We start from the raw sequence: 15,395 nt of genomic DNA, 5'->3' as shown, positions 1-15,395 counted from the left end.
TTTATCAATATTTGCCTGATTTAGCCTAGTCCTATATCTAAAATATAGCTGACGTTCTATATTTGCTTGAGTTAATTTATATACATATATTTTTTTTAAAATAATCCAATATCATTTCTTTTTATAACACTGGCATTATTTGTAACTCTCAGTGTATTTTCAACTAAATTATTTAGTCATGTAAAAAAACATTTTAAAATAAGATAATAAAGATTTTTAGAGAATATTGACGATCGCAATAAAATTATTTTAATCTCTAAAGATATTTTTATATAGAAAATAAACTCATGAGATTGAATGTATGCCCATGAGTTAAATGGTGTATTTATTTTTGCCAGCTTGCCCAAAATATTGAATTAATTGAAACTTTCTGGTTTTGATGATGGCAGATTGTTTAAATATTTAAGAGACTGAATAGCACCTAATATGACTAGGAATCAACAGCAACCAATGAATAACTCGCTACTGCACAAACTTAATATCAAACAATTATCAATAACTTTGCGACGGCGACGCTTTTTAGTATTGGGTGTTTCTTGTGTAGTTATGTCCGTTGCTGGCTTTATAGCTCTCAATACTAAATCTACTTATCAAAGCTCTATGCAATTACTTGTTAGTTCCTATACTAATACAGGAACTAGAGCAAATAATATTCCCAACTGGATTGGGAGCGAAATATCTGATATTAATCTATCAGTTGTAGATTACTCAGCACAGGTAAGGCTGATGTTAAGTCCTAAAATTATCGATAAAGCTGTGGTTTTGCTACGTCCATATTATCCAAATATTACGGTAGAAGATATCAAAGGAAAAACATCTGATGAACAGCAAGCACGGCTATCAATAGTGCAATTAGAAAATAAAATAGGAGCCAATCATCTTCCTTTACAAGTATTAAAAATTTCGTTTAATGATGAGAATCCGGTTAAAAGCCAAAGAGTACTATTAGCACTGCAAAAAGTTTATCAAGATTATAATAACCAGTACCAAAAAGAACGTTTAAATAAAGGTCTAGCATTTATTAACGTCCGGTTATCTCAGACACAAAAAGAAGTAAGACAAGCAGAAAAAAACTTAGAATATTTTCGTCGCAAACATAATCTTCTTGAGCCAGAATCACAAAGTAAAATTCTCTTAGAATCTCTGGCTGAAGTACAAAATCAGCTACAAACTACCCGCGCCCAACTACAAGATGTACAGGCTCGCTATAGTAATTTAGAGCAAGAAATAGCTAGTTCATCTCATCAAGCTAGATTTTCTTCGCGTTTAAATCAGTCAGATAGCTACCAATCTTTATTAAGTGAGTTTAAAAAGACAGAACTAATTTTAGCTAGGGAACAGCAACGCTACACAGATGAGTCTCCAATCATAGAGCAACTGAAAGAGCAACGCCAAAATCAATTAGTTCTCTTAAAAAGAGAGGTCAATCAATTAATAAGAGATATGCAACACGCTCCTTCGGCTCAACAGCAGACAGAAGGCGTTGACCCACAACTATTGCAAGAGCGAACTCAACTACAAACAATTGCTTTAGGATTACTTGCTAACGAAAAGAGTTTAGCCCAGACAGAACAACAACTGCGTTTTGAATTTAGTAAATATCCTAGTTTGATAGCAGAATATAACCGTCTTCTGCCAGAAGTACAAACTAAGCGCAAACAACTAGAACAACTGCTGCAAGCACAACAGTCTTTGGGATTAAAAATTGCCCAAGGAGGTATTGACTGGCAAGTCTTAGAAGAACCAGCTTTAGGAAAGCTAGTAGGGATTGATAGATTATCAGTATTGTTAGGAGGTTTACTAATTAGTCCAATTTTAGGCATTGCAGTAGCCTTAAGTTGGGGAATATTCACTCGCACTATTTATTCCACAAAAGAATTACAGCAGTTAAGCAATTTACGATTACTAGGATCTGTGCCAAAACTACCACCACGTGGTTTTAAAAAATGGCTGCCTATTATTTTGGGCAATAAGCGCAAAACAGCTTCTTTTGTAGAAACTGATACTTGGTTGCCATGCCATGAAACCTTAGACATCCTCTACCAGAACCTTCATATATCAAAGAATCCTTTGCCTTTTAAGTCTTTGATGTTTACTTCAGCTTTATCTGGTGAAGGTAAAACTACTTTGTTGTTGGGGCTGGCTGCTAGTGCAGCGCGAATGCATCGGCGCATTCTTTTAATTGATGCTAACCTGCGTTATCCTAGCTTGCATAAAACCTTGCAATTATCCAATGATTGGGGTTTATCTCTACTATTGTTAGATGAAACAAATAACCACATTCATAATTACATCCAGCCAGTTCATCCGTTAATTGATGTTTTAACTGCGGGGCCTAGACCAGAAGATACAATTAAGCTACTCAGTTCTCTGCGGATGAAAGAATTGCTCAAGCGATTTGAGCAAACCTACGATTTAGTATTAGTAGATGCTCCACCCATTTTAGGTACAGCAGATGCAAGAATTTTAGCTGCGTATTGCCATGAAATTGTGATGGTAGGGCGCATGGGACAGTTAACGCAAAGTGATTTAATGCAAGCTCAAGAAATTCTGAGCCATTGGAATTTAATTGGGATAATTGCTAATGGGGTGAGAAATTACCAACAGGTTTAATTTTGTCATTTGTCATCGCTTATTAGTGATTAGTTACTCTTCTAAAAATACAATGCATAATTGATAGGAGGCGGCAACCTCCTATGTTGGAGAACTGTCTCATCTTGAGTGGTAGATGCCATATTCCAAAGCGTCAAGCAGATACTAGTTTTTTTAGATGATCAGCATGAAATTCCAACTGTTTTTAGGCTCTTTATTTTCTCAGGTTAAATTCCGTCATTGGTGGATGGGTATCCTCTTGTGGATTGTTTTGGTTGCACCCGCTCAAGCATCTGTGATTTTACGCGTAGCTATTGAGAGGGGAGTTAATCAAGTAAAGGTCGGTAGTTCTACGACTGCATTGGTCAAGGATAGTACTGGGCGCACTCTGGGGCAGTTACCAGGGATGAGTGCGTATTATGCTCAAGCCATTCCTGGTGGTGTGGCTTTAGATAAGTGGCAGTCTGGTTTATTTTGGATTGAGCCAACAGGTAAAGGATTTGTTTACATTGGCGATCGCTGGTATCGAGGTAGAACTTTAGTTGTTCCCTCAGACAAAGGTGTAACGGCGGTTAACTGGGTGGATGCTGAAGAATACCTCTACAGCGTGATTGGTGGCGAAATGAATACCAGCTGGCCGCAAGAAGCCCTCAAAGCCCAAGCGATCGCGGCTCGTACCTACGCTCTCTACGAGCGGGAAAAACAACGCAATAATCCTATTTACGATTTAGGCGACAGTCCAGATCGCTGGCAAATTTATAAAGGCGTGACCAGTGAATCTCCGGCTACCTACGCTGCTGTTGATAAGACCGCAGGACAGGTACTAACTTATAACAACAAAATTATTCTCTCTGTCTTTCACGCTTGTTCTGGCGGACATACCGAGAATGTAGAAGATGTCTGGGGAAATAGTTTGCCTTATTTGCGTGCTGTTCAAGACTTCGATCAAGACATCAAGGAGTGCAATTGGGTTAAAACCTTCTCTCCTGCGGAAATTAGTGCCAGAATTTCTGGTGTGGGCAATGTTAAGGAAATGATTCCCGAAAAATACTCGCCTTTTCGCAGTGTTAAAGCTTTAAAAATTGTCGGAGACAGAGGCACAAAGGTACTACAAGGTGAGGAGGTACGTACCGCACTGAAACTGAGGAGTACCCGCTTTAATGTTACCAAAGGTGCAGATGGCAGTTTTGTACTACAAGGCTTAGGCTTTGGTCATGCTTTAGGGATGAGCCAGTGGGGAGCATATAATTTGGCTCGACGCGGTATCAACCACCTACAAATTTTGGGACATTATTACAAAGGTGTAGCTTTAACACCGATTAAGGCGAAGTAAGAAAGTATGAAGGATGAAGTGTGAAGTCTGAAATTTTAAACTTCATACTTCAGACTTTATACTTTTTTCTTTTTATTCTCCACTTTGCAGCCGCTTGTGCCATTCCGCTTCAATTTGTGCAGAACGCTCGATTTCTTGGTCTAATAAATCCGTTTCAGTGGAATAGACTAAATCTTTGTTTTCTATGACTGTTTCTGCGGCGAATTGATGGGCGAAGTCAATTTTTTGCTGTAAGGTTGCATCTGGTTCAGTTAATAATCTAGCGCGGGACAGGCGATCGCGGTTGCGTTGAGCAATTTTTTGATTACGCCATTGAATCCAGAAATAACGCACCAATGGTACACCCAAGAAACCTATACCGTAAGCCAGCAACAGCCAATAAATTCCTTGAACAAAAGCTACTAATCCTCCCAACTGTGCAGCTACAACACCATCTCTTAATAAGTTTCCGAGAACTAAAGCACCAACAAAATTCAGTACGCCCAGCCCTGCACTTAACATATTTTGCCCAGAACTCGCCATACTAAAACGCCAAGGGAATTCTTCTAGGTAAGCTTGTATTGACTGACGACCTTTTTTGCTAGCTCTTATTTGTAATTCTGGGAAGTAATAAACAATTTGTCCTTCAGAACTAACTCTTGGTTGCCCATTGAATCGGAGCAATACAGGCAGCATATAGTCTTCGTATTCTTGTTTATACCCTGGGCCAAGGTCATCCAAATAGGGAGCAATTTGTTCTGCGACAACTGCACCACGCTGATTGCGAATTACAGCCGCGATTTCTTGCCAACGGCGTTCTTCTAGCTTGGCATTAGGATTACCATCACCAAATAAAAATGAAAAGACAGCCTCGAAAAAATTTAATTCGCTGGTTTGACGGCTTTCTTGTCGTCGTTGTTGGTGGCGAGTATCGTAGTAGTTCGGACTAAAATACCAAAATAAATCCGGGAAAAAAAAGAAGCCTCCACCGCTAAAGCTACCACCTCTATTGTCACTGTCACGGTCAGAATTAGCAGCAGTAATAATGATAAAAATGGTAATAGTAATTAGGGCGATTGAAAGAACTAAAAAGATGCCAAAAGAAATACGAATTAGGTAGAAAATAATTCCCCAAACCTTTTGCCACCATTCTTGCAATTTTAACTGAAAATATTTATTACGTAAAATTGCTCTGAAATTCTGCGGAAATTGGTAAACAATATCACCTGATTCTGCTACTTGTAAATGTCCACCCGCATCAGCAGCCAAAGTTAATAACCCTTGCCCTGCCTCTGCAATATTTAATCCTGCCTGGGTTGCCACATCACCAACAGTGACTCGGTAGCCCAGTTGTTCCACTGTACGCATGATAGTGGGATTGGGAGCCATTGCTCGCCCCTCCTATTGAAGTTGACCTATCTTTATCTAGTATAAAGTTTTATTTTAGATGACAGGAAAAGGTACTGATAAATTCCTAAATTGTGCAGCAACAAGAATAATTATTTTTTAATTACTGAAAATATCAATACCTCATCTGCACGTGTTAAAATTATTTGCCTATGCTTGGTTATCCAGCAAATTTTCTGCCTTAAAATATGGTTCAGTATACTCTTGCCCAAAGCCCAGAAATTATTCTCACTGTTCCTGGCAAAGATTCAGCTAAAGCCCGTGATAAAGCAATGGATCAGTTAATGGAACTGATGGATGCGGGTAAACTCCCCACAGAATTAGAAGAAGGATTTAGCCCTCAACAATTAATTGAAGTTAAGGAAACAACTCTTGATAGTGCTAGCGGTGAAGATGCTATCACTCAAGCTGTCCAGGTACTCAGCAACTTGGCTACTCTCAAACTGAAAGTCCAGGAATCACGTAGTGAAGCATTGGAGATTCGCAAAGCTGTTGATGTTTTGTTTTCAGATCAGTCTGTCACCGAAGAAGAAATTACACGCCTAAAAGAAGGTTTTAAAGTTCTCAAAAGCTTCGCCCAAGCAAATCTGCGTTACCTAGAAGCACGTGCTAAAGCGGAACAGGCTCGGCAAGTTTTAGATCAAGCTCTGAAATCGCCGGAAAAGGAATGAGTATAGGAGGTGACAGGTGACAGGTGACAGGTGAAAGAGTTAAAAGCCTTTTCCTATCTAAGTTTTATCATCGGTTGATGTCCTAAATCATTAGTGAATAGACAAATCCTCGACCTCTCAAAGAAGTCAAGGATCTGAGGAGTCAAAAGGTAAAAGCTCTGTCTTTTGCCTTTTGTATATCTTAATTATTTGCGCTAACTCCTACTGAAACAGTTGATTCAGGGTTAACTTTAGACGTATTTTTGGTTTCTAAATCTACTTTTGCAACACTCATATTTTGTTTGGGGTGTTGCTGATATTGGATAGAAGAAACAGGTGTAGCATCTTTAGATTTATTCGCAATCATGCCTAATAAGGGAGTGCCAGATATTTCAATATCCGTCAAAACTTGCTTGAGGGCATTACGTTTTAATTGACCTAAACCTGCTACTAGTAGCATACCGTTGGTATTAGATGCTAACAAATGGGCATCTGGCAATCCTAACAGAGACGGAGTGTCATAAATTACTAAATCAAAATTGGCTTGCAGTTCATACATTAAATGCTGCATTTTTTGAGAAGCCAATAACCTTACAGAATCAGGAGGGATAACTCCCGAAGTCATTACATACAGGTTTTCTTCGATAGGCGATCGCTCAATTATATTTTGCCAGTCTAAATCTTGGCTAATCACCTCAGTTAAACCCTGAACATTCAAAATCCCAAGGCGGTGATGCAAGCTAGGACAACGCAGATTAGCATCTACTAATAATACTCTTTGTCCCATTGCAGCTGCGGCCTGTGCTAGATGTACAGCTACCGTAGACTTACCATCACCTTGTCCGGCTGAACTGATCACTAAAGAACGAATGCGATCGTCCGAACCCAAAAACATAATTTTGGTGTAGAGAGAATAAAAAATTTCCGACAAGGAGGCGCGATTTGTTTTTTGTAACCTTCTAGAAATATGGGTTTGAGGTGACACATTTAGCTCTTTTTTCAGAGGTACTGTTCCTAGTAATGGCAGCTTAATATTCTTTTTCAGTTCTTGGGCAGAATAGAAGATGTTGCTCAGTTTATCTACCACTAAAGCTGCTCCAATACCCAATAGTAATCCTAAAGCACCTTCAATTGCTAAGTTCCTCTGACCACTTTCTGAAGTAGCAGCAGGTTGATTAACAGGAGTTAATTTTTGATCAAGTAACACCCAAGGTTGTTGTTTTTGAGATTTTTCTATTTCTAGTTCTTGTTGTTTGGCTGTATATTGCGCTAGACCACTCTTAGCAATTTGTAATTGTTGCTGAATGTTGTCATAATCGTGACTAACATTTACTAAGTTGTTTATGTCTTGATTGAGAGTTTTAATTTGCTCATCAAAGAACTGATCGCGTGCTGAAAGGCTGCGAATTTGGCTTTGCAATTCCCCCTGCACCCGAATTTCTTCTCCCGTCAACAAAGGAAGCAAGTAGGCTTTCTTTTCTTTAAGTATGATGATTTCTGGATGAGTTTCTAAATAGACGGCTGACTTTTGGGCAATTTCAATATCTATTGCTTGAATGCGATCGAGTATTTGTTGATAACGTACATTCTGCGTCAGTAATGAATTACTTGCTCTTTCACCTGGGTTTTTTGCTAATTCTTTTTGCAAATCCTGGTATCTAACAACTAATTCTTCTAGTTGCAAGCGATTTTCTCTCTGTTGCTGTTGCAAACTAGCAACTTGACTAGTTAGTTCTTGATATCTTTGTGCAGGAGCAATTAAATTATTTTTTGTTTGCAGATTGTGTAATTGTTTTTGTAAGTTATTGACTTGTAATTGGGTTGATTTTATTTTTTTATTAACATACTCAATTGCTTGGTTAACATTTAACTGAGTTTCTTTCAAACTATATTGTAAGTAAGCATCAGCCAATAATTTTGACACCTCATCAGCTAGTTTCTGGTCTGAACTAGCATATTGGACATTTAAAATATTTGGCACTGAAGACTTAATCACTAAATCACCAACCAGTGCATCATAATCTATATATCTGTATTTAGACTTTAATTGGTCAACTATCGGCTGAATAACTTGGGGACTGCGTAAAACTTTAATCGCTGTTTCAGTATTAGTATTGCTGATTTCTAGGCTAGATGTTTTATTAACACTAGGAATAGTTTGAGGCGCACTAGCTATAACCTTACTTTCTTTTGTAATTGGTTTGGTTAAAATTTCAAAAGCGCCTACATAAACTGGAGAAGTTTTTTCTTCTTTTGGGGTTGCTACTGTAACAACTACAGCAGTAACACCTGATATTAATAAAACTCGCCGACGCAGGACTGAAAAAAATTGTCTGATATCCAGTTCATCTTCATTTTTATTATTAAAGTGAGCAAATTTAGGCTGTGACAGGTAAGGATATTTTTCTGAATTCAGCATAGATTTATAAATTGAACGATTAAGTTCTACACAGTTAAAGCTGCAAAATTAACCTTTGTCTATTGCCATGCCCAGGCAAACCAGTAAATTGACTAATTAACCAATAAGCTAGACAATCTGTAAGTGGTTAAAGTTGTGCAAATAAGTCTTAGTCAAAAGGTTACACAGTACAAATACAGTAACATTGCATCCAAGAAATTGGTTCCCTGCTTTGTATATTCAGTCTAAGCTATACACAATTTTTACGTAAAGAATAACGAAAATTTAACTTCTAACTCAGTTCAAGCAAACAGGACTGGTGTATAAAAATTAGTTGTTGAAATTCTGTGTATAGGTTTTGCTGACTTTATATCAAGTCCGGTTAATAAGTGATAATTCGATCAATTTGTGCATAAACAGCAAAATATTCTCCCCTGCCTACGCCAGTCGCTACAAGTCGGCAAAGCGCGAACACGATATTACAGCCTCAGAACTAGCAAATGGGGTATTAAGAAAATCAATAATTTCTGTCGCTTTAGGTTGTGAGGAGATAAACTGAGCTACTAATTACTAAAAAAAGAAGGATAAAGTATCTTACCCTTCTTTTTATTACTGGGGCGCTAGGATTCGAACCTAGGGATGGCGGGACCAAAACCCGCTGCCTTACCACTTGGCGACGCCCCATCGATTCACCTCTGTTAATATAGCAGCCCCAGGTGGGGTAATGTCAAGTATTTCGGCAATAAATTTTTAATAGAGACAGCAGATAGTTAAGATTTATTTTGCGCGGTCTTCTATGGGCAAACTATACCAGCCATACCAGTGGCGTACTGCTAACCAAACCGCACTGAGTAAACCTGCAACGCTTAAGGTAAGACCGCTAAATGGGACTAACAACCCAAAGACAGGTAACACGACCCCAGCAATAGAACAGATAATAGCAGCTAGAGAAGCACTGCGGTTTGCGCCTAAGCCCCAACTTAAGGTCAAAAAGATTAGGGAAAGCATTGTCCAAGCTAACTCGGCATTCATGAAGCGGGAGAGATAGGTTAAGGTCAACATACAAGCAAAAAAGATCCCAGATGCGATCGCCACATTTTTTAAACTCATTGGTAGTGACAAATACAACAGCAATATCCACCACAAAAATAATGCTGGTGTTAGCAATAACAAACGCGGCATAATCCCAGTGTTAAGAATAGGTGCAGTATTAGTAAATACGCCAAAGGGATTTTTCACAGAAACGTTGTCATTAAATACCCAAGTATATTGAGTACTGCGGCGATCAGTTTTAATTTCGTTTGGTACAATACCACTGGCAAAGTCAACCGGAGTGTTGGCAGTTGCTGTCAGACGGAAGTTAGCAAGCATCTGTCCTGTGGCATTATAAACCCAACGCGGGCCGGCTTGCGCTTGATAAGTAACGCGAAAGTTAGTCTCTTCTCCTGGTTGTAAGTTAAAAGCAAACCGATAGTCTCCTACATTTAGAGGTTCTAGTCGAGTTCCAGAACGTTCTACTTTGTAGTTAGCTAGCAGTGAGTAGCCATCGGGGGGTGGTGCTTCAAAGAAAAAACTTTTAATATTATTGAGTCGATTGACGACTTTGTAATCTGCACTATAGTCTATGCGATAAATCGCGCTGCGACCTTGAACATCTGTATTTTGTTCTAGCTTGACTTGAACTTGGGAACCAGCTAGAGGCAAGAAACGGTTAACTTGTTGTGTATCGTTAACTTTGACTATCTTACCATTGACTTGGGTGTTATAAGTATACGGTTCTGGAGTTACATAGCGAACCTGGGGTGCTACTTGTTCAAGTTTGTCGCCAGCGACACTCTGTGCGACTTGCATAACTTTTGCTTGTTCCCAGTAGTGATAGCGATTACCTAAAGTTGCAGACAGGAAAAATCCGGCTACTAACAGAATTAATACAAGGGCGAGATGCTGCAAACCCCGGAGAATTTGGGAGTAACGAAAAGCCCATTCACCAAGAGAAATCATGGTTTCTGGCTGATGGCGACGCAAGGCAAAACTGACAAGTGCGATCGCTACTCCCAAAGCTAAAACTAAAAATACTAATATAAGTGAAGCTTTTAATACTTGGCTGCCAAACTGGATGAGTTCTGTTGGATGTGTGAGATCGGGCAATCCTGGAATACCCTGATTAGAAGAAAGCATTGATGTTTTTTACATAATTTGGAAATTCAGACTAATGAAATCTAACACAGGTTTCTCAAACTACTGAAATTACCAAAAATGTAACTATAGGACTCATATTTGATTTAAAAAAAAATCAGTACACCGTTACCAGCCTTCTTTGCTATTGCCTATTCCCTATTGCCTATTGCCAGACTATACAAAGATTCCAGTAATCAAACCAGATTCCTATATCATCCTCAAAACTCAACCAGCAGACACCAAAATTTTGTACTCCTCAAAGTCATTAATCAGGCTTACTTTCTCGCACCATTATTTATTGACTGACAAACAATCTTCATAGAATTAGCTTCAGGTGTTCCAGGTTGAGGAGATATTTCTTGCTTGATTTGTTGTTCCCTAATTAACTCTCCAGTTGCGTTGTAGACTGAAGATTTTTCCGAAAACAACCGACCTTCAGTACAAGAAGCACGAAATGTATTTTTTACTATTCCATCACCCTGTTTCTCTAAGATTGTGTACTGAGTTCCTTGTACTGATCCTGCATCTAAAACTATCGGATTACCTTCATGATCAGCACCTACTTGCATATGGAAAGCTAATTTATTATTAGTTGTCTGACCAATAGCTGTACTGCCTACTGATAGGGTAATCGCTACTATCACGCTACCAAAGCTTTTAAAAAACATATGATTTAAATTGATTGACTGTATATTCTTTTTTATTCATATTTTCTTGATTTTGGTGCAGTAAAATCACGGGAACTTTGATTAATGTAAAGTTGATATTTGGTAAAAATTCGAGTATTCTGCACAATAATTACAAGATTTAACTTTATCCAAATAGGATTTTAATGTACTTTAAAATGTCCAATTATTCTTGGACAGTATGGCCTTTATAGATGATTTATATTTTGGCAAATCACTAAGGCAAATCGTACGACTTTTATTATGAAAATAAAAAACCGTAGGGGAACAGCTACGGTTTCTTTAGTAAAATACTGAACTCTATGTATAGGTAACAATCCCGTATTTTTTAACTTCAGATAGTTACCTAATCTCTTTGCAAATTAGTCTAACTGTTTTAAATTTGTTCGTCATCAATGGTTCTACAGACTTAGATTTGGGAAATATTAACCCGTATATATGGTTAATTTTGTGACAAAAGTAAACTTCAAACTCTAAATAAAAAAATTATCAGCATAATTACTGTATTTTAAAGATTTAAATATACTTACTTACTAAAATATAGGACTCATATTTGATTTATGAAAGACACGTAGGGTGTGTCATCACGAAGTGTAACGCACCACGGACTGGAAGACAGTGCGTTAGGCTAAAGCCATAACACTACATATACTTAGATTTTTTCAATAATCAAATCAGATTGCTATATTTGACGAGAATTCAGTAAGTAGGCTTACCAAATACAGCAAGAGAAAACCCCGCAAAGTAGACGGGGTTATATCTGCGGCAGTTTTGTAGTAACTTTACTGCACGAGATCCTAAAAACACAGCAATTATCAAGATCAAGGCAAATATTACCCTGTTTAGAGAAATTACCTTTCTTCCTTTATAGATAGTTGAAAATCTATCTATAGTTAGAGAAATCTAACTACTGCGTAGATGGGTGAGTATTATATGTGAATCTGGTTTGATTAGAGATGATTTATAAACTAATGGCGTAGCAAGCTTAAGAGGATGTTTTAAAAGTATTGGGCAAATATAATTCGCTACAACACAAACTAAGTCCGCCTGCGCGTACTAACAGAAAATTAAGGTTTTTAACCCGCGTGGTGCGCCAAGCGCAGCGCAAACGCGATAGGCTGGTTTTGCCTGTGTAGCCGCGATTTTTAATCGCCGAGGCTAGCGAGGCTAGTATTAATTTAGATTTTCCCAACATCCTCTAACGCACCAAGAGAAGAAGTGCGTTACGGCTCATCCTGATTTTCTTAAACTCCCAAATCCTTACCCTGCGCGAAGCCTGAGAAGATTCGTCTACGTTTGTATAGCCGCGAATTACTGATTTTTGCAACAATCAAATAGGATTACTACGGTGTGAAAATACGCCCTTAGCTAGGAAAAAATAGCAAACACCTACTTTTGGATATATGACTATTCAGTGAATTTTTAGATAATGTGAATATAAATCTAATCAATATCTAAAAATATGAATAATCCATTAATAAGTGTTGTAATTTTTTTAATGTTAATTTTATTTATTTTTTCGCCTTTTGCTGCTTTTGCAAGTTTAATGCTGGTGTTATTAGGTACAACTATTGTTTTATTTATCAATAAAATACTGCAAATACTTATTAGCGGAAATGGAGATAAAAGGCAGCAAGAGGATTGATTACTAGGCAAAACTATCTGGATGGAAAAACCATGATGTTTATGAGCGATCGCTAGATGTTGAGTTAGAGTTATTGCTCAGGCGATCGCTACAATATTTTTTATTTTACTAATGTAGATAAGTAATGATATACCTATCGCCAATAACAAAAATCTACTGTTCTGAATAGGCAGAAATCAATGGATTAGGCACAGGAAATGGACGATTCTCTAAAATCTTAAACTGACTAGACTGAGCATCATAAGCAAAAACTTCTCCGCTCTCAATTTCATAAATCCAAGCATGAAGAGTAAGTTCGCTACTGTGTAGTCGAGAGCGAATAATAGGATGAGTTTCTAAATTTTCTATCTGAGTGAGAACATTCTGTTCAATTGCAATTTTTAAGAGTTTATCACTTGGGCAATCTTTATAATTATCTAAAACTAGCCGCCGAGTGGGTTCCGCATAATGCCGCAACCAATCGTAAACTAAAGGCATTTGATGAGCCAAATTACCTATTTGTAATAGCCCTCTCATGGCTCCACAATGAGAATGACCACAGATAACAATATCTTTGATATTTAAAGCTTGAACAGCGTATTCTATACCCGCACCTTCAGCACCATGAGCCGTTCCATAAGGTGGAATAATGTTACCAATATTACGGATAACAAATAATTCTCCAGGTTGACTTTGAGTAATTAAACAAGGATCAATCCGAGAGTCCGAACAAGTTATAAATAATACTTCTGGACTTTGACCTTGTGATAAATTCTCAAATAGTTCCCGGTGTGTAATAAAATAATTGTCGTGAAATTCGTTCAGTCCCTCAATTATTCGTTTGATTGGCACGGATAAATACTCCTCACTAATAAAATAAGTTTGGTTTTTAGAGACGCTGATATTATCAATGCGTCTCTCAGAGCTTACCTAATGTGCAATCCATTTGGCATCAGAAACAATACACACACCTCCATATTTTTTCAAAATTGGCTCAATTGCTGTTACTAATTCTTGTTCTTGTTCTGCTGTGCAAACACTCATAACATATCCATTAGTTAAGGCATGGCTTTCTAAGTCATTGAAGACTTTACCTCTATCTCCTTTGCCTGTCACATCTTCAATGACTGTATAGCCAGAAACACCTGCTTGTTCTAGTATTTTTAAAACCTTGGGTATTTCTAAAGAGTTGGTTACTATCTCAACTTTCTTAATAGCTTCCATTTTGTTAAATTCCTATAGCTTTGATAATATTGAAATACAAAGGAATGCCAATAATAATGTTAAAAGGGAAAGTCAAGGCTAAAGCCATAGATACATACAAACTAGGATTAGCTTGTGGAACTGTCATTCTCATTGCTGCGGGAACTGCTATGTAAGAAGCACTGGCGCAAAGAACAGCAAATAGTAAAGCATTTCCCTCAGACATTCCAATTAATTTGGCAATGATTATGCCTACAATTGCATTAGCTACAGGCATGAATACAGAGAAGGTAATCAGGAAAGAACCTGTCTTACGCATATCTTGAATTCTTCTAGCAGCTACCATGCCCATATCTAGAAGAAAGAATGCTAAAACTCCATAAAAAATGTCTTGTGTGAATGGGTGTAATTTTTCCCAGCCTCTTTCGCCTGTAAGAGTGCCAATAATGACGCTACCGATGAGGAGAAAAACAGAACCATTTAAGAAAGCTTCTCGCAAAACTTCACCCCAAGAAAATTCTCCTTTTTCGCCTTCTTTACTCTGACTAAACAATCTCACTAGTAAAATACCGACAATAATTGCAGGTGATTCCATTAACGCTAAAGCAGCTACCATGTGTCCGCCAGAAGAAATATTGAGAATTTTGAGAAATGACTGGGCGGTAATAAAGGTGACAGCACTGATAGAACCATAAGTTGCAGCTATTGCTGCGGCATTATATGTGTCTAGTCTAAGTCTTAATAAGAAAAAAGAGTAAACAGGTACAGCAGAGGCCATAAATATAGCTGCTAGGAGTGTCAGAGCAATTTCGGGATTAATGCCACTCTCTGTAATTTCATATCCACCTTTAAATCCGATAGCTAGTAGTAGATAAAGTGAGAATAACTTGGGTAAAGGCTGAGGAATTTCTAAATCAGATTTCAAAAAAATCGCCAGCATTCCCAAAAAGAAAAACAGCACTGGCGGATTTAATATATTAGACAGAATTAAGCTTGAATTCATGCACAACACCCTTGGAATTGATTAAGAACCAGAAGTAAAAACCTAGCGAACTTATTTATAGTTACCATTGATATAAATAATGGTTAACTATTCCAAGTTAATGTATTGCAACATTATTAAGAAAATGTGTAGATAGTATGTCAATGCTGTGTCTAAGTAAAAAGACAAAATTAGTAGCATTGAATACTTTTTCTTACCCCATAGGTGGCTAGGGTTCACGTTCCGTTAAACAGCAAAATATTACAGCACTTCCTGCTGTTATGGGGTACAGTTAATAAGAATAAAAATATTATCTTTTTATGAAAGCATATTCAATCGATCTGCGCGAAAAAATAGTTGCAG

11 protein-coding genes and 1 tRNA gene are annotated in these 15,395 nt (G+C 37.7%); 4 read left to right on the top strand and 8 right to left on the bottom strand.

Annotated features, from left to right (window positions below):
* Window positions 1-426 precede the first annotated feature (426 nt).
* On the top strand, window positions 427-2,613 hold the full coding sequence (locus H6G76_RS14165) for a polysaccharide biosynthesis tyrosine autokinase (RefSeq protein WP_190701385.1): 2,187 nt from the start codon (window positions 427-429) through the stop codon (window positions 2,611-2,613).
* 166 nt (window positions 2,614-2,779) lie between these two features.
* Entirely contained in the window at window positions 2,780-3,925 is a 1,146-nt protein-coding gene (locus H6G76_RS14160; RefSeq protein ID WP_190701382.1) for a SpoIID/LytB domain-containing protein, read from the top strand.
* Between the two features lie 72 nt (window positions 3,926-3,997).
* Here H6G76_RS14160 and H6G76_RS14155 read toward each other — a convergent pair whose 3' ends face one another.
* The gene (locus H6G76_RS14155) at window positions 3,998-5,293 is read right to left on the bottom strand and encodes a hypothetical protein (protein WP_190701378.1); all 1,296 of its coding nucleotides are present in this window, start codon (window positions 5,291-5,293) and stop codon (window positions 3,998-4,000) included.
* A gap of 206 nt (window positions 5,294-5,499) precedes the next feature.
* Between H6G76_RS14155 and H6G76_RS14150 the strand changes: the two genes are divergently transcribed.
* On the top strand, window positions 5,500-5,982 hold the full coding sequence (locus tag H6G76_RS14150; RefSeq protein ID WP_190701375.1) for a hypothetical protein: 483 nt from the start codon (window positions 5,500-5,502) through the stop codon (window positions 5,980-5,982).
* 181 nt (window positions 5,983-6,163) lie between these two features.
* Here the strand turns inward: H6G76_RS14150 and H6G76_RS14145 are convergent, their stop codons facing one another.
* The 4 genes from H6G76_RS14145 to H6G76_RS14130 all read right to left on the bottom strand — a co-directional run bounded on the left by H6G76_RS14145 (window position 6,164) and on the right by H6G76_RS14130 (window position 11,205).
* On the bottom strand, window positions 6,164-8,380 hold the full coding sequence (locus H6G76_RS14145; RefSeq protein ID WP_190701372.1) for a polysaccharide biosynthesis tyrosine autokinase: 2,217 nt from the start codon (window positions 8,378-8,380) through the stop codon (window positions 6,164-6,166).
* A gap of 591 nt (window positions 8,381-8,971) precedes the next feature.
* Window positions 8,972-9,043, bottom strand: a tRNA-Gln gene (locus H6G76_RS14140).
* Between the two features lie 93 nt (window positions 9,044-9,136).
* Window positions 9,137-10,537, bottom strand: a complete 1,401-nt coding sequence (locus H6G76_RS14135; RefSeq protein ID WP_190701370.1) for a hypothetical protein — start codon at window positions 10,535-10,537, stop codon at window positions 9,137-9,139.
* A gap of 275 nt (window positions 10,538-10,812) precedes the next feature.
* Window positions 10,813-11,205 (bottom strand): hypothetical protein, encoded by a 393-nt coding sequence (locus tag H6G76_RS14130; protein ID WP_190701368.1) that lies wholly within the window; start codon window positions 11,203-11,205, stop codon window positions 10,813-10,815.
* A 1,480-nt stretch (window positions 11,206-12,685) separates the two neighbouring features.
* Between H6G76_RS14130 and H6G76_RS14125 the strand changes: the two genes are divergently transcribed.
* Window positions 12,686-12,868: a hypothetical protein gene (locus H6G76_RS14125; RefSeq protein WP_190701366.1), complete on the top strand. Its 183-nt coding sequence runs from the start codon at window positions 12,686-12,688 to the stop codon at window positions 12,866-12,868.
* 153 nt (window positions 12,869-13,021) lie between these two features.
* Here the strand turns inward: H6G76_RS14125 and H6G76_RS14120 are convergent, their stop codons facing one another.
* The 3 genes from H6G76_RS14120 to H6G76_RS14110 form a co-directional block, all read right to left on the bottom strand.
* A complete protein-coding gene (locus H6G76_RS14120; protein ID WP_190701364.1) occupies window positions 13,022-13,699 on the bottom strand; it encodes a carbonic anhydrase in 678 nt (225 codons plus the stop codon).
* A 78-nt stretch (window positions 13,700-13,777) separates the two neighbouring features.
* Window positions 13,778-14,071, bottom strand: a complete 294-nt coding sequence (locus H6G76_RS14115; RefSeq protein ID WP_190701362.1) for a P-II family nitrogen regulator — start codon at window positions 14,069-14,071, stop codon at window positions 13,778-13,780.
* Between the two features lie 4 nt (window positions 14,072-14,075).
* Complete coding sequence (locus tag H6G76_RS14110; protein ID WP_190701360.1) at window positions 14,076-15,053, bottom strand: sodium-dependent bicarbonate transport family permease; 978 nt, start codon at window positions 15,051-15,053, stop codon at window positions 14,076-14,078.
* Between the last annotated feature and the right edge of the window lie 342 nt (window positions 15,054-15,395).

This window comes from Nostoc sp. FACHB-152, assembly GCF_014697475.1.
Taxonomy (GTDB): Bacteria; Cyanobacteriota; Cyanobacteriia; order Cyanobacteriales; family Nostocaceae; genus Nostoc_B.
This window is presented reverse-complemented; position numbering and strand designations above follow the sequence as displayed.